This window comes from Mesorhizobium sp. M0227, from assembly GCF_040321855.1.
Taxonomy (GTDB): domain Bacteria; phylum Pseudomonadota; class Alphaproteobacteria; order Rhizobiales; family Rhizobiaceae; genus Mesorhizobium.
Genome location: NZ_JAMYSJ010000007.1, coordinates 35797 through 57052, shown reverse-complemented (window position 1 = coordinate 57052; position 21256 = coordinate 35797). Strand labels below are relative to the sequence as shown.

The following is a 21256-nucleotide window of genomic DNA, read 5'->3' as shown; positions in this document are numbered from 1 at the left end:
CTTTGCCTGTTGTCTCCGAGCAAGGAATACGAGATGCGACAAGGAGCCCGATCATGAAAGTTCTCTTTGCAGGCGGCAACGGCTACCCGCCCGAGTTCAGTGGCGGCGTTCAGTCGAGCACGCATCATCTGGCCGAACAGCTGATCGAGCACGGTCATGAAGCCGCTGTGCTCGCCGCCCTGTTCGGTGACGGTGTCTTCGGCTTCAAGGCGCGCGCCAAGATGAAGCTGTTGCGGCAGCCGGCGGTTGTCGACAGCTATCCCGGCTATCCGGTGGTGCGGGCCTGGTTTCCCTGGGAAGCGGCGGGCTATGCCGTCGACAGGCTGAAACCCGATGTCGCCGTGGTCCAGTGTCACAAATCGGTTCCGATCGGCAAGGCGCTGCAGGCGGAGGGCGTGCCTCTGGTCGTTTATCTCCGCAATGTCGAGTTCCATGAATTGGGCGGCGATCTGCGCGAATTGCATTCAGCGCTTTACATCGCCAATTCGGACTTCACCGCACGTACCTACAGACAGGAGTTCGGCATCGAGGCGGTGGTAATCCCGCCCACCATCAACCCGGCGCACTACTCGACGCCAACGACGGGCCAGTTCGTCACGCTGATCAACCCTTATGAGGAAAAGGGGTTTGAACTCGCGGTGCGGATCGCCGGCGCCTGCCGCGAAATCCCCTTCCTGTTCGTCGAAAGCTGGAAGCTCGACGACGATCACCGGGCGCGGATCGAACAGACGATCGCTCCCTTGGGCAATGTCGTCCTGGAGAGCCGCACCAGCGACATGAAGACGGTCTATGGCCGCACGAAGATCCTGCTTGCTCCCAGCAAGTGGGAAGAGGCGTGGGGCCGCGTCGCTTCGGAGGCCCATTGCAGCGGAATCCCGGTTGTCGGCTCGCGGCGCGGCGGTCTGCCCGAGGCTGTCGGCTCCGGTGGCGTGGTGCTGGATTACGATGCTCCGCTGGCCGATTGGGTCGCGGCCGTCAGGCGGCTGTGGAACGACAACCAGGAATATGACCGGCTTTCAAGCCTCGCCCGCAGCTTCGCCGGGCGCCCGGAACTCGATCCCGATCGCCAGTTCATCACCTTCTTCTCGATACTGGACAGGGCGATGCAGCAACGCGCGCGACAGGCGGCCTAGAGGAGTTCGCCGTGTCACGGAAACGGCGAACTCCTCTAACTCTTTGTTTTGATCAATTCCCAAGGGAAAGCGCTATGCGCTTTTCCCGGGAAAACCGTTCACACTTTTCCTGGAATTGCCCTAACGGCGCCGCCTGAGCAGGTCAGGCCGGGCGTTTGACCCGGCTTTTCAGCGTCTCGTAGCCGCGGGCGCCAAGCAGGGCGCGGGCAATGGTCTTGGCAGCGCTCTTGCGGCCCTCTTGCGACTTGATCTGCCGCAGCCTTGCCGGCAGGTTCCTGGCCGCCTGACCAAGTGCCGGCAGCGACAGCGTGTTGGGAAAGCTGACCATATGCGTTTCGACGCACAGCACCGGCTTGCCTGACAGTTCGGTGATCCTCAGCGCCTGTTCGTGCTCGCTCTCGATGAACAGGATGGCATCGGACTTGCGGTAGAAGTCGGCCTTGAAACTGCCATGCGCGCCGAGCCGTTGCCGTTCCGCCTTGCTCGGCAGATCGAGCATGATCAACTGGTCGTATTTGATCTCATGCTTGGCGAGCCATGCCTCGGTGAGCGCGCGGTATTTCTCCAGCCGGCTGGTGACCAGCCAGCCGATCCTGTGGGTCGCGACATGGAGCGGCCGCGCTTCGCTGAGGAATTTCTCATAGGCCGGGCCGTCGTCGTTTTCCGCCTCTGTCGGATCGAGGCACAGCACGCCGTCAATATCGACGCAGCATTGCGCCAGGAATTTATGATGCATGAAGTTCCACTGGAACATGCGCGGATGCGGCACGACTTCGAAGACGAGGTCGGTTTCCTGGTGCTGGGGCTCAAGGCCGAACACGGCGGCAAAGGTGAACTCCGCCTCGATGCCCGAAGCCTGGATGCGGGCGCGTGCGTCGCGCATGGCGTTGCCGCCGGCGACGCTGTCGTCGATCACCAGCACCTTGCGCATCTCGGAAACCTTGCGGTCGAGAGCGGCACGGCGCTTGGTGACGCCAGACGTATAGATCCGCCCTTCCAGGAAGCTGTCGAGATCGGTCATCGGGATGTTCGCGGCAAGGCTGACCAGCGTCGCTGCCAAAACGCCGCTTCTCGGCACACCGACCACGAGGTCGATATCGCGCGGCAGCCGGTGCAGGCCCCTGACGATGGCGTCGTTCATATCGGAGATCGATCGGTAGTGCATGGTTCAGACCTGGTCCTGGAGGAGATGTCCGTAGCAGTCGAAGACGCCCAAATTATTGCGCTTCGCGCGCCGCCGCCGCAGGCAGCCTTGCCGGCAGCATCTTGAGGGCCTCGCGCAAGGCTTCGCGGCCGGAGGCGAATGCCAGTGCGATGACGATGGTGATGAGGTAGGAGAGCACGGCGCCGCTGGCCAGGGCGACGACATGCTGCTGGGGCAGCAGGGGCTTGATGAACCAGATCACGGCCAGCGCCAGATGGGCGCCAAGCACGAACGGCGTTGCCGCGCGAAGCACATGGTGCGCCTGCAGCGGCCCGCTCCTGCCGACATAAAGCCACAGGAACGGCGTCCGCAGATATTCGCTGATCGCATAGGCGATCGCCACGCCCAGCGCGCCATAGGGCAGGCCGAGCATGAAAGCCAGCACCGACGTCACGGCCGTTATGATGCCCCAGCGCATGAAATCGCCGGAGCGGCCCTGGCTGACGAAAAGCCACCCGGCCGGATTGTTGAGCGGCTGCAGCAGCCCGGCAAAGCCGAGCGCCAGGAAAATCGAGGCGCTTGCGCGCCATTGCTCGCCGAGCACGAAGGGGATCAGCACATCCGACATCGCGGTGGCGAAGGCGACGCCGGGAAGCGCCACCAGAAGGATCAGCGGCATGACGCGCAGATAGGCGCTGCGGTAGCGATCCGGCTCGTCCTTAAGCCTGGAAAGCGCCGGAACCATCACCTTCGACAGCGGGTTGGTGATCTGGCTCAACGGAAACAGAAGCAGCTTGTAGGCGCGGTCATAGAGGCCGAGTTGCGCCTCGCCCCAATATTTGCCGATCAGCACATTGTCGAGGTTGCGGGCAAAGAAATTGGCGAAGTTGAAGCCGGTGATGCCGGCGCCGAAATTGATCAGCTCGCCGATGCCGGCGACCTTGCGCGGCAGGCCCGGACGCCAGCGCGAGCTCGCCCAATAGCAGAGCGTCGGCAACACGGCACCGGTCAGCGTACCGGCAAACAGGGCCCAATAGGAGCGATCGATAAAGGTCCAGGCGATCGACACCGCAAGCCCGGCAATGGCGCTGGCGACGTCGATGACGGCCAGCCGGCCGAACTGCATGCGGCGTGTTAAGAGCGCCAGATGCTGGGCGCCCAGCCCATAGGCCATGATCTGCAGCCCGAACGCAGCCACCAGGCCCGTCACGCGCGGCTCGCCGTAGAAGGCAGCAACCAGCGGCGCCGCACCCGCAAGCACGCAAGCCAGGATAGCGCTGACGGCGACATTGATCCAGAAGAGGTAGTTCACCTCCTCATGCCGGATGCCTGATTTCTGGATCGTCGCCTGGGTCAGGCCGAAATCCTGGAACAGGGCGATAAAGGCAAGCACCGGCGCGCACATCGCCACGACACCGAAATCCTGTGGCGACAATAACCGCGACAGCACGATGACGGACAGGATCTGTGTCGCGACCCGCACCGATTGCGCCATGGCCGTGACAACCGCGCCGCGCCCAACCGATTTGCGCAAGGAGCCTTCTGGCGGATCGAATGCATTGGCTTCCAAATTCAGGATTCCTGATTTTTTACGTGGATTTCCGAGCCCGAAATCCACGACCGCCGCCGACTACAAACTACGGCAATAATTTTGCAGTGCAACAGAAAACGTCGATGCGTGCAGCAAAAATGTTGCGATGCAGCAAGAGCTGTACTAGCATTCCCTCGGGTGGGCCAACAGCGGTCGAGTTTTTATGCTGCATGTCTTGTACCTTGTGCACGACGTTTCCGACCCGGCGGTGCGCCGGCGGATCACGATGCTCAGGGCAGGTGGGGCCCAGGTCACTTTGGCCGGCTTCCGTCGCACCGCGAATCCGATTGCGGATATCGAGGGACTGCGGCCGATCGACCTCGGCGCGACGCGTGACGGGCGATTCGGCCAACGCCTCGCGGCCGTCGCCAAAGCAGCCGTTTCGATAGGCTCGAAGCTTGGCGGCATGCCAAAACCGGATCTCATCATCGCGCGCAACCTGGAAATGCTGGCGCTTGCCCGCCGCGCCAGGTCAGCCTTCGGTGCATCGGTCCCGATCGTATACGAGTGCCTCGACATTCATCGGCTTGTGCTGCGCAAGGATGTCCTGGGCAAGGCGCTGCGCGCCACCGAACGCTTTCTGGCCAGGGATGTGAAGCTGCTGGTGACCAGTTCTCCTGCCTTTATCGCCAATTATTTCAAGCCGTTCGGCCAGGTCGCGGCACCCATCGAGCTGGTCGAAAACAAATATTTCGAGGCCGCGACGATCTTGCCCGGCGCTCCGGAGGCTGAAGAGAGCCCGGCCGGTCCGCCATGGCGGATCGGCTGGTTCGGTGCGCTGCGCTGCCGCCGCTCGCTCGAGCTGCTGGCCGATTTCTCCCGCCGCATGGAGGGCCGCTTTGAAATCGTGCTGCGCGGACGTCCGGCTTTGTCGGAATTCCGTGACTTTCACGGCTTTGTCGAAGCCGAGCCGTGGCTGTCGTTTCTCGGGCCCTACCGCAATCCGGAAGACATGGCGGCGATCTACAACGATGTCCATTTTTCCTGGGCGATCGATTTCTTCGAAGCGGGGCAGAACTCCGAATGGCTTCTGCCCAACCGGCTCTACGAAGGCTGCCGTTTCGGAGCGGTGCCGATCTCGATGGGCAACACCGAGACCGGGCGGTTCCTCAAACAGCAGGATATCGGCGTGCTGTTGCCGCAGGCGTCGCCCGAAGCGCTCGAAGCCGTGCTCGGCAAGATGGAAGAGCATCGCTTCGCCAGGCTGAAGGAGCGCGTTCTGGCTCGCAATCCGAGGACCTGGAGCTACGATCGCAGCGATTGCCGGGCGCTTGTCGAGCGGCTGCGCAGCCTGACGGCCGTGCCCGGCTCCTTTGCCGCCGAGGCATTGGCATAGGATGGCCAAGGATGGACAGAGGCAAGATGGACAGAGGCAAGATGGACAGGGGTTGATGACGCAAACCGAAAGACCCTCATCCAACCTGATCGTTATTCCGTGCCTGAATGAAGCCGCCCATATCGGTGCGCTGCTCGATCAACTGCGGCCCGCGGCCGCCCGGCTTGGCGCCCGGATCATCGTCGCCGACGGCGGCAGCACCGACGGCACGCTTTCCATCGTCGAGGACGTCATTGCCAGGGACCCGCGGGTTATCCTGCTCCACAACAAGCGGCGCATCCAAAGCGCGGCGATCAATCTCGCCGTCGGTACCTTCGGCGATGGTGCCGACTATCTCATCCGCATCGATGCACATGGCGGTTATCCCGACGATTATTGCGACCGACTGGTCGAGGAAGCCCTGGCTACATCAGCGGATTCGGTCGTCGTTTCGATGCTGACCAGCGGCAGCGGCGCCGTGCAGAAGGCGGCCGCCGCGGCGCAGAACTCCAAGCTCGGCACCGGCGGCTCGAAGCATCGGCATCTTTCGCAGGGACAGTGGATCGATCACGGCCATCATGCACTGATGCGGATATCGGCGTTCGGCGCCGTCGGCGGCTACGACGAAACGTTCAGCCACAACGAGGACGCCGAGCTCGATTACCGCCTGCGCAAGGCCGGCTACAAGATCTGGATGAGTGGCAAGACGCAGATGGTCTACTATCCGCGCGCCTCGCTCTCAGGCCTCTATTTCCAGTATCTCGGCTACGGTCGCGGGCGTGCCAAGAATGTGCTGAAGCACCGCGTCATCCCAAAGATCCGGCAGATGCTGCCGCTGGCGGTCTTCCCGGTGGTTCTTCTTGCGGCCTTCTCCTTCGTGCATTGGATTGCGGCAGTGCCTTTGTTGCTGTGGGTGTCGGTGTGCCTGGGCTACGGACTGGTGGCGGCTATCCGCCAGCGCAAGGCTGACGTTGCGCTGGCCGGTGTCTCGGCCATGGTCATGCATCTTGGCTGGTCGGTTGGCTTCTGGCTGCAGCTTCTCGGTCTCGGCTCGCGACGCGGAGTGGCCTGATGGCGGTGTCGGCAAAGAACCGCAGCATCGACATCGGCGTCTGCACGTTCCGCCGGCCGGAGCTGGCTGACACGCTGCGCTCGCTCGACGCCATGGAGATGCCGGCGGGATTCGATATCCGCATTATCGTCGCCGACAATGACGACACCCCGACGGCCCGTGATCTGGTGGCGGCGCTGTCGCGGGAATTGACGGTGCCGATCCACTATCGGCATGCCCCGGCGCGCAACATCTCGATCGCCCGCAATGCCTGCCTCGATGCGAGCACAGCGGATTTCGTCGCCTTCATCGATGACGACGAGACGGCCACGCATCAATGGCTCGCCGAACTGGTCGTGATGGCGCAGCAAAGCGGTGTCGCCGTCGTGCTCGGCCCGGTCAGGGCGCGCTATCGCCCAGATGCGCCGGACTGGATGCGGCGCGGCGATTTCCATTCGACCTTGCCCGTCTGGGTGCGCGGCGAGATCCGCACCGGCTACACCTGCAATGTTCTGCTGCGGATGGGCTCGGATAGCCTGCGCGGCCGCCGCTTCAGCCTGGCGCGTGGCCAGACCGGCGGCGAGGACACCGAATTCTTCGATCAGATGCACAAGGCGGGCGGCCGCATCGCGTTCTCGCCCGAGGCCTGGGTCGACGAAGTGGTGCCGCGCTCCAGGGCGGCATTCGACTGGCTCGGCCGCCGCCGCTTCCGCGTCGGCCAGACGCATGGCCATCTCCTGGGCAGCAGCGCCAGCGGCATCGGCCTGGTCAAGCAGGTCGGCCTGGCCTCGGCAAAGGCCATCTATTGCTTCGCCTCGGCACTTCCGGTCGTCGTCAGTCCGGTCCGCAGGAACCGCAGCGTGCTGCGCGGCATTATGCATGTCGGTGTCGTCAGCGGCCTCGTCGGCATCCGCGAAATCCGCCTCTATGGCCAGCCGTCGCCACAGGAGGGAGGCAAGCGTGCAGTCTGACGTCAGCTCTGTCCCCGATGTTTCCTTCGTCATTGCCGCCTACAACGCCGAGGCGACCCTTGATCGGGCGATTGCCAGCGCCATCGCCCAGAAGGGTGTCAGCGTCGAAATCATCGTCGTCGACGACAAGTCGCGCGATGCTACGCTCGACGTGGCGCGGGCCTATCCAGGGGATATCGTCCGTGTCGTCGCCCTGGCCAGCAACCGCGGCCCCGGCGGCGCCAGGAATGCCGGCCTCGACGCCGCCCAAGGCAGATGGATCGCGGTTCTCGATTCCGACGACGCGGTCTTTCCCGGCCGGCTCGCGGCCATGATCGCTCGTGCCGAAAGCGCGGATGCCCAGATCGCCGTCGACAATCTGCAGGTCGTTCGCGAAGATGGCGTCATCGAGGACGCGATGTTTCCGCGGCAGTATCTGGAAGGCTTGCGCGAGATTTCGCTGGCCACCTACATCGCCGGCAACGTTGTCTTCGAATCCAAGTTCAACCTCGGCTATCTCAAGCCGATCTTCCAGCGCGAGTTCCTGAACGAAAACCGGCTTCGCTACGACGAAAAGCTGAGGATCGGCGAAGACTACGTCCTATTTGCCGAAGCCCTGGCCAGGGGTGGCAAATGCGTGGTCGAGCCTGATATCGGCTATGCCTATCATATCCGCAGCGGCTCCATCTCGCGCGTGCTCGAGCTTCACCACGTCGAAGCGATGAGCCAGGCAGATGCCGAGTTCGCTCAAACCCATGCGATGGATGAGGCTGCGCAAGCCGCGTTTGCCCGGCGCGGCCGCAGCCTGCGCAAGGCGGCATCGTTTCTGTCACTGGTACAGCACATCAAGGCGCGGTCCCCGCTCAAGGCGATCCGGACAGCGCTCAGCGACCCGGCGGCGGTCAGGCATATGGGCATGCCGATCGCCGTGCGGTTGCGAAGAATGGCGGCACAATTTGCCGTTGGGGCGGGGAGGTGAAGATGCAGGCACATGGAGGGATTTTTCGTGGCCTGTGAATGGACTGAAGTCGATCTCCTCAGAAGGAATTTGCGATGAAGAAAATCAGGAAGGCCGTGATACCGGTGGCGGGGCTTGGAACACGGTTCCTGCCGGCGACCAAGTCGATGCCGAAGGAAATGCTTCCCGTGGTCGACAGGCCTGTCGTGCAATATGCGGTGGACGAGGCCTTCGAAGCGGGCATCGAGCACATCGTCTTCGTGACCGGTCGCAACAAGGCGGTGATCGAGGACTATTTCGACCTGCATCCGGAATTGATCGGCACCCTGGAGCAGACCGGCAAGAAGACCCAGCTGGAGGCGCTCGAAAGCATGCTGCCTGTGGCCGGTGCCACCAGCTTCATCCGCCAGCAATCGCCGCAAGGCCTCGGCCATGCCGTCTGGTGCGCGCGCGAGGTTATCGGCAACGAGCCCTTTGCCTTGCTGCTGCCGGACATGGTGTCCTTCGGCGGGCGCGGATGCCTAGCCGAAACCGTCGAGCTTTATGAGCGCACGGGCGGCAACGTGATCGCCGTCGAGCGTTGCGAACCGAGCGAGACCAACAAATACGGCATCGTTGGCCGTGGCGCCGAGATCGGTGGCGGTTTCGAGGTGACGGCCATGGTCGAGAAGCCGGCGCCGGCCAATGCGCCGTCGAACTTCTACATCAACGGCCGCTACATCCTGCAGCCCGAGATTTTCGCTCTTCTGGGCAATCAGCAGCGCGGCGCCGGCAACGAGATCCAGTTGACGGATGCCATGGTTCGTCTGTCGAAGGATCAGCCGTTCTTCGCCCAGCCTTTCCTCGGCCGCATGTTCGACTGTGGTTCCAAGGAAGGGTTCATCCAGGCCAACATCGCCTTCGCGCTGGCGCGCGATGACATGAAGGGTCCGGTTTTCGAGATGCTTCAGGAGTTCGTCCGGTCGCATGAACGCCAGGAAGAAGCCGCATAATGCCCATCTTTCGGGAGCATGGTCCGATGGCTGGCGAAGAGGGGCCGGCAGGTTCTCGCCGTCTGGCACGACGCTTGCTTCGCTTCTGGCGATGCTCCCGATCTTCGAGGCGCCTGCAAGCCAAGGCATGATCCCGGAAAGTGGGTCCCGGTTTCCGGAAAAGATCATGTTGAAACAGTGAGATAGAGCCCATTGCGACGGACCGGCTCTAGAATTGGACCGAAGATGAATTATGCCAATTTTCCTCTCGACAAGAGGATGCCATTGCCGAATTCGGACGCAGGAGACGGCGAAGACTTCATCGATATCGAGCGGCTGCTTGGCATGGCCGCACGGCAGGCCAAGGTGGTTGCCGTGTGTGCCGTCATCGGTCTCTTCCTGGGCCTGTTCTATTTGCAGACAACGCCGCCCAAATATCAGTCGGTCGCGAGCGTGCTGATCGACGAAGGCTTGAACAAGATTGTCGACGATATCTCGGCGGCGTCGACAACCATGCAGACCGATTCCGCCATCCTGAGCCAGATCGAGATCCTGACCTCGACGCGGCTTGCCGCCGTGGTCGTCGACAAGCTGAAGCTCGACCAGAACGACACGTTCATGAATCCGCCCCAGTCGGCGCTTGCCCAAGGCATAGGCCTCATCCGCAGCGTGATCCAGTATGTCCGCCCCAGCCCTTCCCTTCCGGGTGGCGCCGACTTCAGCAAGCTCGACCCCGCCGCCCGCGATGCGCTGATCGCCACGTCGCGCCGCGACTACGCTATCCTCAAGCTGCAGAACGAGATCCGGGCGGAACGCGTCGGCCGAAGCTACGTCATCGCGCTCGGCTATCAGGCGACGGATCCGGCCTTGGCAAACGCCATCACCAAGGCCTATGCCGATGCCTATCTCGCCGATCAGCTCGATGCGAGCTTCGATGCCACCGAGCGGGCTGCGGTGTGGCTGCAGGGCCGGTTGACGGAGCTGCGCCAGAGTTCGCAGGCAGCTTCGCTCGCGGTTGAGAAATTCAGGGCCGAACATGGGCTGGCCGCCAACAGCGATGGCCAGCTGATGAGCGACAAGCAGCTTTCCGACCTCAACGCCCAGCTTATCGTGGCGCAGGCCGACACCGCACGCGCCAGCGCCCGCTACCAGCAGTACAAGGCCATTGTCGACAGCGGCTCCGAAAACGCCTTCAAAGATGCCGCCATATCGAGCGACCAGCCAAGCAGTTCGGTCATATCGGCGCTCAAGACCCGCTACCTCACAGTGGCCAAGCGGCTGCAGGACGTCGAGGCGAATTTCGGCCCCGAGCACCCGCAGGCGGTGGCTCTCTCCAAGGAGAAGGCCGACATATCGACGCAGATTTTCGGCGAGCTGAAGCAGCTGACCGAAAGCTATCGCAACGAATATGAGGTGGCGCAGGCACGCGAGACCGCGCTCAGGGCCAACGTCGCGGCCGCGCAAGGCAAGAGTTCCGTCGACAACCAGACGCAAGTCAAGCTGCGTGAACTCGATCAGCAGGCGACGGCGCTCACCACGCTCTATCAAACATTCCTGGGTCGTTACGAGGAAGCCGCGCAGCAGCAATCCTTCCCGGTCGGCAAAATCCGCATCATCTCGGACGCCTCGATGCCGTTTGCCGCGTCAAGCCCGCGCACCATCGTCGTGCTCGGACTTTCGCTGGTGCTTGGCCTGCTGATGGGCGCCGGCTTTGGTGGGCTGAACGAGTTCAATGAACGCTTCTTCAGGACCGGCGAGGACGTGCGCGACCGCGTCAACCTGAAATTCCTCGGCTATCTGCCGACGATCGGCGGCAAGCTCGGCAAGGAAGAAAAGCCGGGCGATACCCAGGTGGACGCTAAGACCACTCAATCGCTGTCGGCGGCCGAAAGGCGGGCGCGCATGCGGGTCAGCATCGATTCTCCAGCCTCGATGTTCTCCGAAACGCTGCGCAGCGCCAAGATCGCCTTCGACGTCGTGATGGAAGGGCAAGGCAGCCGCGTCATCGGCATTATCTCGGTGCTTCCCGGCGAGGGCAAGTCGACGGTCGCGGCAAATCTCGCGGGCTTGCTTGCCGCCAATGGCGCCAAGACGCTGCTGATCGACGGCGACTTGCGCAATCCCGGCCTCAGCCGGGGCCTTGGCATGGAAGCCGAGCAGGGTTTGATGGAAGCGGTTGTCAGCGGCCAGACTTGGCAGTCTGTCGGCAAGATCGACAGGCAGACGAAGCTGGCGATCATCCCGGCGGTGCTGCGCGGTCACTTCTCGCATACCAGCGAACTTCTCTCCTCGGCCGGCATGCGGCGCTTCATCGAGAACGCCAAGGAGACGTTCGAATACATCGTCGTCGATCTGCCGCCGCTCGGACCGGTGGTCGACGCCAAGGCCTTCGCCCCCTTGGTCGACGGGTTTGTCCTGGTCACCGAGTGGGGGCGCACGCCTCGCGCGATGGTCAGGTCGATGCTGGAATCCGAACCCTATGTCGCCAACAAGATCGTCGGCGCGGTGCTGAACAAGGTCGATTTGAAGAAACTGGCCAAATACGGATCGTTCGGTGGCTCGGAAAAGTTCTTCGATAAATATTCGAGCTACTATCTGGAAAAGTCGGAAGTGCGCGGCAAGGCGCCGGTCTGACATCGGTCATTGCGCGCGTGGGGCCACTTTGAGGTGTATCGATCTTCAGGTCAGCACACCTGAACATCGATGCGTCAGGAGAAGATCAGCCTGCCTTGCTTGTCGGCGATCCTGACGGCGGTCAGGCGTCCGCTCTGGAAGGCGGCTGTGTCGATGCCGAGCCGGCGCCCTTCGAGCTTCGGGACATCCACCGGCGTATGCCCGTGCACCACCCAGCGGTCGAGCAGGTGTGTTGCCTCGAAGAAGTCCGAACGGATGGTAATTAGGTCGTGGTCGGTTTGCGCCGCAAGGTCGACGCCGGGCCTGATGCCGGCGTGGACAAACACGAACTTCCGCGAACGGACCATGATCGGCAGCCCGCGTAGGAAGCTGACGTGATCCTCTGGAATGATCTCCCTTATGCGCCTGTCGATCTGCGCGCTGCTCCCGTAGAGGCTGGTGAGGCGCGCCGGATCGATGCCGTAGGAAAACAGGGTTTGCAGGCCGCCCGTCGCCAGCCAGGGCTCGCGCGACAAATGTCCGTCGAGATAGTTCAGCATGGCCACTTCGTGGTTGCCCGCAAGACAAATGCGCTGAAACCCTTTCGGCGCCGGCGCCAGAAGGTGATCGAGCACCCGCGCCGACTGGAGCCCCCGGTCGATGTAGTCGCCAAGCATGACGATGATCTTGCGGCTCTGGAAGCGCAGCGAATCGAGCAGGATGTTCTGCTCCAGGGCGCGGAGTTCCTTGTAGCAGCCATGCACGTCGCCGATCGCGTAGACAACGGCATCCTGCATGTCGATATCCAGGCGCGGACGCGCCGCGATGCGGGGTTTTCGCTGGAACAGGGTCACGTGCGGCGTCTCGAGGCGAACTCTCATGCGGAAGGCATAAGCGCCTGATATCTTGCCCGAAACGGAGAATTCCGCAATCGTGGAAAATGCAACCACGCCGGGTTGGGACCGCCAATGCATGTCGCCCAAAAATGAGCTCGGTTTTGGAAGAACGGCCTGTGTGGAAACAAAGCCTGAATCCGCTCAGGCGCGACATGCTTTACGTCGGCCGTTGGGCCGGTAATGCCGGATCGTCGTCAGGCTGCCTTGAGCCGATAACGGAAAACGGTGTGGTCGAGCAGCAGCCGGATGCGTGGTTCGGCCTCGATCGCCACCAGCCAGCTTGCCGCGATCATCGTCGCGCCGACGACCGCCATCGAGAACAGATGTGGCAGACCGGCGCGGACCAGGATGCCGAGCAGGGCCGCGCCGACGACATCGTGCAGCAGGTAGAGCGGATAGGTCATCAGGCCGATCCGGCGCCAGCCGCTCCAGGAAAGGTCGAGCCGCAGCGACCATGCCATCAGCGCGATGCCGATGAGGAAGATGAGGATCGGCGGCGCGAACGGCATATCCCGCCCGACCTTCAGGATATGAACGTCGACCGAACTGGCGATCTGCAGCACACCACCGGCCAGGAACAGGGCGCAGAAGGCAAGTCGGGCGCCTGTCACCGCCTTGAAGCGCATCAGCCACAGCATGACGCCGGTGGCGAAGAAAACGCCGTGATGCACCAGAAGCAGGGCGAGCGTGCGTGTTTCGGCAAGATCGGCCCAGCCGAGCGGGTAATACAGGCACCAAAACAGCGTGCTGACCAAGCCGATGGCGACGGCCACAATCTCCATCAGATGGAAGCGGCCAAGGCTGAGTAAGATCCAGACGATAGCATAGAAGGCGATCTCGATGCCCAGCGTCCAGTAGACGCTGTCCACCCAAGGCGCGTACGGAACGAACAGGCCGGTGCGTAGGAGCCTGATAACGGCATCGGTCGGCCAACTGAGGCCGACAAGCAGCAGCACCACCGCCGTGACCGGTGCGCAGATCCAAACCGCCGGCGCCAGCCGTTTCACCCTTGCTTCGAAAAACTGTAGGGGTGTCGACCTTTCGGCGCTGAAGGCGATGACGAAACCGCTGATGACGAAGAAGATCTGGACGCCGACCCAGCCGGATTCGACCCAGGCGCCTATTGCCGGCTGCGGGGGAACGCCGCCCGTCGCGCGCGCCGAAACACCGTCCGGATACGCCCACACCCAGAAGCCATAGTGGTAAACCATGACCATGAGGGCGGCGAGAAAGCGCAGGATGTCGACGCCGCCAAATGTAATCTTCTTTTGAGCCATGCGACCTGTGTCGATGGCCCCCCGCAAGCACTGTAGGGCGCATTGCTGCGTTGCACAATAAAAGATTGCTCGTCGATCCGAAAAGCGGCCTCGACAAGCCAAAGCCTTCAGCCGCTCAAAGGCCGATCCCACGGTCCTTCAGGGCCTTGGTGATCTCCTCGAGGATGATCGGATCGTCGATCGTCGCCGGCATGGTCCATTCTTCCTTGTCGGCGATCTTCTGCATGGTGCCGCGCAGGATCTTGCCCGAACGCGTCTTGGGCAGGCGCTTGATCGTCACCACCGTCTTGAAGGCGGCTACCGGGCCGATGCGTTCGCGCACCAGGCCGACCACCTCGTTCTCGATGGAGCCGACATCGCGGGTTACACCTGCGTTCAACACCACGAAGCCCAGCGGAACCTGGCCCTTCATGGCGTCGGCAATGCCGATGACCGCGCATTCGGCGACATCGGGATGGGCCGAAAGCACCTCTTCCATGGCGCCGGTGGAGAGCCGGTGGCCGGCGACATTGATGATGTCGTCGGTGCGGGCCATGACGTAGAGATAGCCGTCGTCGTCGACCATACCGGCATCCGCCGTCTTGTAGAAGCCGGGGAACTCGTCGAGATAGGCTTGGCGGAACCGTGCGTCGGCATGCCACAGCGTCGGCAGGCAGCCGGCCGGCAGCGGCAGTTTGACCACCACATTGCCCAGTGTGCCGCGAGGCACCTGATGGCCAGCATCGTCGAGCACGCGGATGTCGTAGCCGGGCATCGGCACGCCGGGCGAGCCGTATTTCACCGGCAACAGGCCAAGGCCGGCGGGATTGATCGTCATCGGCGAGCCGGTCTCGGTTTGCCACCAATGGTCGACCACAGGCACACCTAGCTTCTGCTCCGCCCATTTGATGGTTTCCGGGTCGGCGCGCTCGCCGGCAAGAAACAGCGTGCGGAATTTCGAGAGGTCGTGTTTGGCAATGAACTCGCCCTTCGGGTCCTGCCCCTTGATGGCGCGGAATGCGGTCGGCGCGGTGAACAGCGCGACCACGCCATGCTCCGCTATCACCCGCCAGTAGGTGCCGGCATCGGGCGTGCCGACAGGCTTGCCCTCGAACAGGATGCTGGTGCAGCCATGCAGCAGCGGTCCGTAGACGATGTAGGAATGGCCGACCACCCAGCCGACATCGGACGCCGCCCAGAACACCTCGCCCGGCTTGACGCCGAACTCGTTTTCCATCGTCCATTTCAGCGCGACCATGTGGCCGCCATTGTCGCGCACGATGCCCTTGGGCTGGCCGGTCGTGCCCGATGTGTAGATGATGTAGAGCGGATCGGTGGCCAGCACCGGCACGCAATCGACATTGGCGCCCGCTGCCCGTTCGCGGGCGACCGCATCGGCATAGTCGATGTCGAAATGCTCCTTCATCTCGCAGCGCAACTGGTCGCGCTGCAGGATCAGGCAGGCGTCCGGCTTATGGCGGGAGATCTCTATCGCCTTGTCGAGCAACGGCTTGTAGGCAACGACGCGGCCCGGCTCCAGGCCGCAGGATGCCGAAATGATCAGCTTCGGCCTGGCATCGTCGATGCGGGTGGCAAGCTCATGCGAGGCAAAGCCGCCGAAGACCACCGAATGCACCGCGCCGATGCGGGCGCAGGCGAGCATGGCGATGGCCGCCTCGGCCACCATCGGCATGTAGATGATGACGCGGTCGCCCTTGCCGATGCCGCGATTCTTCAGCACAGAGGTGAGTGCAACTACCTCGCGCTTCAGCTCGGCATAGGTGAACTTCCTGACCATTCCTGTGATGGCGCTGTCATGGATCAGCGCGATCTGATCGGCGCGCCCGCCCGCGACATGGCGGTCGATGGCGTTGTAGCAGGTGTTGCAGGTGGCGCCGGTGAACCAGCGGCCATAGACGCCGGCCGCGGCGTCGAACACCTTGTCCCAGGGCGAATACCAGTCGATGCCGCTAGCCGCGTCCGCCCAGAAGCGCTCCGGGTCGCGCTTCCAGCCTTCATAGACCTCGTGATAGCGTGAAGCCATCCGTACCTCCCCGGGAAATGTTTTCTTCCTTCCAGATAGCGCGCTCTAACCTTGGCCGCAAATCCACGCCATTGTGGCGACGGCATCGACCTGGCGCTTGGGGGCAAGCAGCTATGAATTGCGAGACAGGATTGGGGTTGGTGATGTTTGCTGCTGTGCGGTTCATCGGGCGCTTTGCGCAATCATCGGTCACGGGCGCCCTACTTGCTATGTCCACCGGAACCGCTGAAGCCGGCGATGCCGCGGCACGGCACATCATCGGCTTTTCGCCGGATGGCGCTTATTTCGCCTTCGAGCAATACGGAACGCTCGACCCCGGCGCCTCGGACTCCGGCTGGTCGCAGATCGATATCATCGATACCCGTACGGATCAGGTGGTTGGCGGCAAGCCGATCCTCGTCGTCGACGAGACGGAGGAAGCGACACTGACCCTGGAGCAGGCGAGGGCGCAGGCCGCCGCTCAGGCAGCGCCCGTTCTCGCCCAATATGCGATCACATCTGTGGCCGAGCAGGCCGCTTCCGACAAGTTCACCTTCCCGGGCGAAATGGTTGCCTACAACGACATCTCCCGCCTCGAACAGGCGTCGCGGAAATGGCTGTCGCCGCTCCACGGCGAAACAGGCATTTCGACCATCCAGCTCGACGAAATTCTGGCGGCCAGCGCGACCGATTGTTCGGCGAGTTTCGATGCGAAGCAGCAAGGCGACCAGGCACTTCAAGGTGAAAAGCCACTTCAAGGTGAGAAGGCAGGCAAGGCGCTCGGCTTCCGGCTGACGCTGCAAGGCCAGGATGGCAAGCCGATCAAGATCCTGCACGAGGACAGGACCGTGCCGGGCTCAAGAAACTGCCCGACCTCCTACAGCCTGTCGGAATCCTACCAATTCACCCCGGCCGGCAAGCCGGCGGTGATCGTCGTGCTGGTCCAGCGTTTCAGCCAGGGTTTCGAGGGGCGCGATCGTCGCTTCCTCGCGGTGACCGGGCAGCCACGCTGAGAGGTTGCGCCCAGGCGCCGGCAGCCGCTGTGTCTGAAGGTTGTTTCTAGATCGGCAGGGCCACAAGCATGAAGCCAATGCCGCCAGCGATCAAAATGGCTGTAGCCAGCGCTTTTCTGTGACGTTCGAAGCTCGTCGGAGCTCGCTCCCAATTGTAACGCATACGCTATCTCCCCAATACCCGGACAGGTTTTACCTTACTTAGGGGAAGAAATGCAACGTCCGCTGCCGGCAGGCCCGCTGCTTGTCACGTTTCATCGATGACTATTTCTGGGACGAATGCGGCCGGGAAGGCGCAACCGAGCAGGTTCTAACGCGACTGGGGCGGAGAATCTGTCAGCAAAGCCGTTGGTCCCGTCCACTGGGCTCCCATGATCGGCTGATAGACAGCGCTCCACCTCCGCGCTATCTGATTTCCGGGATGAACATGGCTTGGAGGGGCGTGGTGGAAATAGTCTCTGGAACCGTTCTGCGGCTAGCCGAGGATGCCTCCGTGCAGCATGTGGGCGATGGCGCAGTCGTGCTTTTGGCGCGCAGCGGCCAGCTTTATACATGCAACGGCACGACCGAAGCCTTTCTCGACAAGGTGGACGGCGCGCGCAACCTCGACCAGATCGTCGACCTGCTTTGCGAGGAGTTCGAGGTTGACAAGGGGACGCTCGATCAGGACATGGCGGCACTTGCCACGGATCTGATCTCTGAAGGTATCCTCGCCGCGCCAGGTGCTTGATGGCTGACGGCCCGCTCCTGCGCGCTCTGTTTCGCTGCCATCTCTGGGCAAGCGCGCGGCTGATGCCGGTCCTTGTCACCAACCGGAGCTTCGAGGAGGTGCTCAAATGGGCGCCGCTCGCCTCGTCGACGCCCTATCGCGGTCTGCCGTCCGCCTACATCGTCGCGAGTGTCAACCGCGCCGTCCGCCATCCCTGGCTGATGCGTGACCGCAGGTGCCTGAGGGAGGGTCTGCTAGGTCATCGTTTCCTGCGCCTAGCCGGTTTCGATCCGGACCTGCGCTTCGGCGTCGATCCGCAGTCGATGCAAGCGCAGCGCCTGGCAGCGCATTGCTGGGTCTGCCTCGATGGCAGGCCGGTGGTCAGCGACAAGCTTCCCGGCATGGTCGAAATCTATCGTCATCATGCCGATGCCGTAAAGGCGCGCCCCGCTTGACCAGACCTTCAGCCTGCTATGGCCTCAACGGCCTGATCCTTGGCATATCGGCCGAGCGCCCCGAGCTGTGGCAGGATTTCGACCGGATGCTGGGCAGCCTGCGTATCGCGGAACCCGTCGAGCCGGACTTTCGTCTCGAGATCGCCGAGACAGTCACCTTGGACGAGGCACCCAACGGATCCCTCGTCTTCGATGGCGAGGTGCCGGAGGATGGTCACTGCCGGATGATCGAGGATGGTGGTATCATCCATCTGGTCTTTCCCGAGCGTCAGACCGTTGCCATCAATGGCGTGGCGGGCTGGGCCGAACTCCGGATCCGCCCTGGCGCGAAAGCCGCGTGGACACCGGCAATGCTGGTGCTCGACGCCGCGCTCGACGCCGGCGGCCAGCATATGCTGCACACTGCCGGCTTGACGTTGCCGGACAGCGATGCGGTGGTGCTGATCCATGCTCCGAGCGGCACCGGCAAGACCACGACGTCGCTCGCGCTGGCAACACAGGGCTTTGGCCTCTGCTCCGACGACGCCATGATCCTGAATGTCGCTTCTGGCAAGGTCGTCGCCTGGGGCTTGCCGCGCGCCGTAAAAATCCACCAGAAGACTGCCGAAATGATCCCGCAGGTGGCGCGATGCCTTGGCCAGACGTGGGATCGCAACAGCGAACAGCCCGTCCCGCTTGAAAGGCTGAGTGGGATCGTTCGGGTCGAAAACGCGACCGCCCGGCCGGTGGCGGCCCTCCTGCACCTGGCGCGTTCCGCCGACAGCCAGACCCGGCTCGTCGCTATGGCCGGGACCGACGCAATGGTGGCGCTGGCAGTGGACAATGTCCGCACGGGCATGACCGGGCTGCTGCCCATGCAGAAGCGCCGGCTGGCAACCATCGGCGGGCTGGTCAATGCGGTGCCGACCTTCCGGCTGGAGGTGGGCGCGCGCCCGGCTGACGCTGCGGCGCTGATCAGCGCTGCTCTGACGACGCGGGACTGAACAGCCGATCAAGCAGCGTGCGGTCTGGCCCTGGCCAGCCGTTGGATCCAGCGGAAGGCGTCGCGGCGTAGGCGCGAACCAAGCTTGTCCCTGGAATTGACGCCGAGCAGCGTATTCGTGGTGATCAACCGCCTGGCCAGCCGTATGGAGAGATCGGGTTTGATGCGGCCGGCGAGTTCGAGCGCGCGGCTCTCGTCGAACAACTGGCCGGTCACATCGAGCACGATTGCCAACTCGAGCTCGATGCCGGTGATACGGGCAGCGTCGAAGAGGCGTGCTTCCGCTTCGGGTGATTGCAGCGCCCGCACGCCTTGCAGCACGTCGACGCAAAGCTGCAGCCGGTGGAATTTGTGGCCGCCGGCGGCGTGAACGATGGCGATCGTCAGAAGAGCCGCCGGCGTGTCGGTCGCCTCGCCGTCGATGGCGCGCAATTCAGGCAAACCCAGCGACAGGCGCCGCCGCATGCCGGTGTCATGCACGAGGTCGCCATGCAGTTCGACCAGCAGGCTGGAATTCTCCTTTTCGAGCCATTTGAATTCCTGCAATTCGTAGGATTCGGCCTCGTTGCTGCCAAGCTCGAAGCCGCATGCCGCGATCACCCGGTTTGCCCTGGCCAGATTGGCGGGTTCGACGAGGATGTCGATATCGGTGAACGGCCTGTCGGCGACGTTGCGGTAGAGCTTTCGCGCGAAGACCGGCCCCTTGACGATCCGCGCCGGAACATTGTCCGCCGCCAGTCCCTTCATGATGCGGTCGCCATGATACTTCAACAGCATCGACTGGCCGGTGGCGATCGTCGCTTTCTGGCGCAGGTCCTCCAGTTTGTCTCCCAGCTCCTGATCCGATGGCAGTTGCGCGTCGCCGCTGAGCTTGCGCAGCATGATCGGCAGGACGCCATGGAATTCGGCGTTGTCGAGCAGCGACATCAGCGTCGTTGCCGACAAATTATCGACGTCGACAGTCGGCGCTTCCGGATCTGCGTAGCGCAGCAGCAGCTTTTCTTCGGCAGGGGTAAGCGGTGGCAGCATCAACCCGGACAATGTTGCGATTGAAGGGAAAGATGTTGCAGAAAAGCAGGGTGGAAGCCAGCTTTACATACCCCAGCGCAGCGCTGCCGTGTGTACCGGCGCATCCCAAAATCCGGTCGTTTCGTCGTCGAGCATGGTCAGCGTGATCGAGCAGCCGGCCATGTCGAGCGAAGTGACGTAGGAGCCGACCAGCGAACGGGCCACCGTCACGCCATGCGTCTCGAAGATCAGCCGTGCGCTGTTGTACATCAGATAGAGTTCCATCAGCGGCGTGCCGCCGAAGCCGTTGACGAACAGCAGCGCCGGACCCTTCGCCCTGTCCCCGAGATCGCCCAGGATCGCGGCACAGATCTCCTGCGCGATCGCATCGGCGCTTTTCAACGTGTCGCGCCGGCGGCCGGGCTCGCCATGGATGCCGACGCCGAACTCCATCTCGCCATCGCCGATATCGAAAGTCGGCTTGCCCGCCGCCGGCACGGTGCAACTTGTCAGCGCCACGCCCATCGAGCGGGTGGCCGTGTTGACGCGGTCGCCCAGCGCCTTCAACGGCGCCAGCGCCAAGCCATGTTCGGCCGCCGCGCCGACGATCTTTTCCACCACCAGCGTGCCGGCGACGCCACGCCGGCCGGTCGTATAAGAAGAATTCTCGACAGCGACATCGTCATTGGTCACGATCTGCTGGACGCCTTCCGACATCTCGGCCGCCATGTCGAAGTTCATCACGTCGCCCTCATAGTTCTTGACGATGAACAGGCAGCCGGCGCCGGTGTCGACGGCTTGCGCCGCCGCCAGCATCTGGTCCGGTGTCGGCGAGGTGAACACCTGGCCGGGGCAGGCGGCGTCCAGCATGCCGTGACCGACAAAGCCGCCATGCAGCGGCTCGTGGCCGGAGCCGCCGCCCGAGATCAGCGCCACCTTGCCCGGCCGCAAGGTCTTGCGCCGGATGAATCTGTGCGCGTCGCCAAGCACCAGGATGTCGGCATGGGCGGCCACGAATCCGTCGAGGCTCTCGGTCAGCACCGTGTCCACCGAGTTCATGAACTTCTTCACGATCGTCTCCTCCCGAAATAGGCCTTCCAAAGCAATTCCAGGAAAAGTGTGTCGCGGTTTTCCGTTCGGAATTGCGTAAAACAAAGCAATTCCAGGAAAAGTGCGTCGCGGTTTTCT

At 63.0% G+C, this 21256-nt stretch carries 18 protein-coding genes; 11 read left to right on the top strand and 7 right to left on the bottom strand.

Going from position 1 to position 21256, the window contains the following annotated elements; translation table 11 throughout:
• Positions 1-53 precede the first annotated feature (53 nt).
• On the top strand, positions 54-1133 hold the full coding sequence (locus tag NKJ00_RS11940) for a glycosyltransferase (RefSeq protein ID WP_023811595.1): 1080 nt from the start codon (positions 54-56) through the stop codon (positions 1131-1133).
• A gap of 142 nt (positions 1134-1275) precedes the next feature.
• Here NKJ00_RS11940 and NKJ00_RS11935 read toward each other — a convergent pair whose 3' ends face one another.
• Positions 1276-2298 (bottom strand): phosphoribosyltransferase, encoded by a 1023-nt coding sequence (locus tag NKJ00_RS11935; protein WP_352439754.1) that lies wholly within the window; start codon positions 2296-2298, stop codon positions 1276-1278.
• A gap of 52 nt (positions 2299-2350) precedes the next feature.
• Positions 2351-3847: a lipopolysaccharide biosynthesis protein gene (locus NKJ00_RS11930; protein WP_023811597.1), complete on the bottom strand. Its 1497-nt coding sequence runs from the start codon at positions 3845-3847 to the stop codon at positions 2351-2353.
• A 184-nt stretch (positions 3848-4031) separates the two neighbouring features.
• Between NKJ00_RS11930 and NKJ00_RS11925 the strand changes: the two genes are divergently transcribed.
• The 6 genes from NKJ00_RS11925 (at position 4032) to NKJ00_RS11900 (ending at position 11747) form a co-directional block, all read left to right on the top strand.
• Positions 4032-5204, top strand: a complete 1173-nt coding sequence (locus tag NKJ00_RS11925) for a glycosyltransferase (RefSeq protein ID WP_352629831.1) — start codon at positions 4032-4034, stop codon at positions 5202-5204.
• A 55-nt stretch (positions 5205-5259) separates the two neighbouring features.
• The gene (locus NKJ00_RS11920; RefSeq protein ID WP_352439752.1) at positions 5260-6255 is read left to right on the top strand and encodes a glycosyltransferase family 2 protein; all 996 of its coding nucleotides are present in this window, start codon (positions 5260-5262) and stop codon (positions 6253-6255) included.
• Positions 6255-7205 (top strand): glycosyltransferase family 2 protein, encoded by a 951-nt coding sequence (locus NKJ00_RS11915; RefSeq protein WP_023811600.1) that lies wholly within the window; start codon positions 6255-6257, stop codon positions 7203-7205. The genes NKJ00_RS11920 and NKJ00_RS11915 overlap by 1 nt, the downstream gene beginning before the upstream one ends.
• Positions 7195-8163, top strand: a complete 969-nt coding sequence (locus tag NKJ00_RS11910) for a glycosyltransferase family 2 protein (RefSeq protein WP_352439751.1) — start codon at positions 7195-7197, stop codon at positions 8161-8163. The genes NKJ00_RS11915 and NKJ00_RS11910 overlap by 11 nt, the downstream gene beginning before the upstream one ends.
• 74 nt (positions 8164-8237) lie before the next feature.
• Positions 8238-9134 (top strand): UTP--glucose-1-phosphate uridylyltransferase, encoded by an 897-nt coding sequence (locus NKJ00_RS11905; protein ID WP_013528099.1) that lies wholly within the window; start codon positions 8238-8240, stop codon positions 9132-9134.
• A 225-nt stretch (positions 9135-9359) separates the two neighbouring features.
• On the top strand, positions 9360-11747 hold the full coding sequence (locus NKJ00_RS11900) for a polysaccharide biosynthesis tyrosine autokinase (protein WP_023811602.1): 2388 nt from the start codon (positions 9360-9362) through the stop codon (positions 11745-11747).
• Positions 11748-11821: 74 nt separating this feature from the next.
• Here NKJ00_RS11900 and NKJ00_RS11895 read toward each other — a convergent pair whose 3' ends face one another.
• From NKJ00_RS11895 to NKJ00_RS11885, 3 genes are all read right to left on the bottom strand, one after another.
• Positions 11822-12580, bottom strand: a complete 759-nt coding sequence (locus tag NKJ00_RS11895; RefSeq protein ID WP_023811603.1) for a metallophosphoesterase family protein — start codon at positions 12578-12580, stop codon at positions 11822-11824.
• A 236-nt stretch (positions 12581-12816) separates the two neighbouring features.
• A complete protein-coding gene (locus NKJ00_RS11890; RefSeq protein WP_023811604.1) occupies positions 12817-13899 on the bottom strand; it encodes an acyltransferase family protein in 1083 nt (360 codons plus the stop codon).
• A 115-nt stretch (positions 13900-14014) separates the two neighbouring features.
• A complete protein-coding gene (locus NKJ00_RS11885; RefSeq protein ID WP_023811605.1) occupies positions 14015-15922 on the bottom strand; it encodes a propionyl-CoA synthetase in 1908 nt (635 codons plus the stop codon).
• 209 nt (positions 15923-16131) lie between these two features.
• Here NKJ00_RS11885 and NKJ00_RS11880 point away from each other — a divergent pair, with 209 nt between their 5' ends.
• From NKJ00_RS11880 to NKJ00_RS11865, 4 genes are all read left to right on the top strand, one after another.
• Positions 16132-16914, top strand: coding sequence for a DUF2259 domain-containing protein (locus NKJ00_RS11880; protein WP_352612497.1), 783 nt, complete (start codon positions 16132-16134; stop codon positions 16912-16914).
• Positions 16915-17158: 244 nt separating this feature from the next.
• Positions 17159-17644, top strand: coding sequence for a PqqD family protein (locus NKJ00_RS11875; protein WP_352612498.1), 486 nt, complete (start codon positions 17159-17161; stop codon positions 17642-17644).
• Positions 17644-18078 carry a lasso peptide biosynthesis B2 protein gene (locus NKJ00_RS11870; protein ID WP_023811607.1) on the top strand — a complete coding sequence of 145 codons (435 nt, stop codon included), beginning with the start codon at positions 17644-17646 and terminating at the stop codon, positions 18076-18078. Before NKJ00_RS11875 ends, NKJ00_RS11870 begins: the two co-directional genes overlap by 1 nt.
• Complete coding sequence (locus tag NKJ00_RS11865; RefSeq protein WP_352612500.1) at positions 18075-19061, top strand: phosphoenolpyruvate carboxykinase (ATP); 987 nt, start codon at positions 18075-18077, stop codon at positions 19059-19061. Before NKJ00_RS11870 ends, NKJ00_RS11865 begins: the two co-directional genes overlap by 4 nt.
• A gap of 8 nt (positions 19062-19069) precedes the next feature.
• Here NKJ00_RS11865 and NKJ00_RS11860 read toward each other — a convergent pair whose 3' ends face one another.
• Together NKJ00_RS11860 and dhaK are read right to left on the bottom strand one after the other, a co-directional pair.
• Entirely contained in the window at positions 19070-20089 is a 1020-nt protein-coding gene (locus tag NKJ00_RS11860; protein ID WP_352612502.1) for a nucleotidyltransferase family protein, read from the bottom strand.
• 63 nt (positions 20090-20152) lie between these two features.
• Positions 20153-21139, bottom strand: coding sequence for a dihydroxyacetone kinase subunit DhaK (gene dhaK / locus NKJ00_RS11855; protein WP_352612504.1), 987 nt, complete (start codon positions 21137-21139; stop codon positions 20153-20155).
• Positions 21140-21256 lie beyond the last annotated feature (117 nt).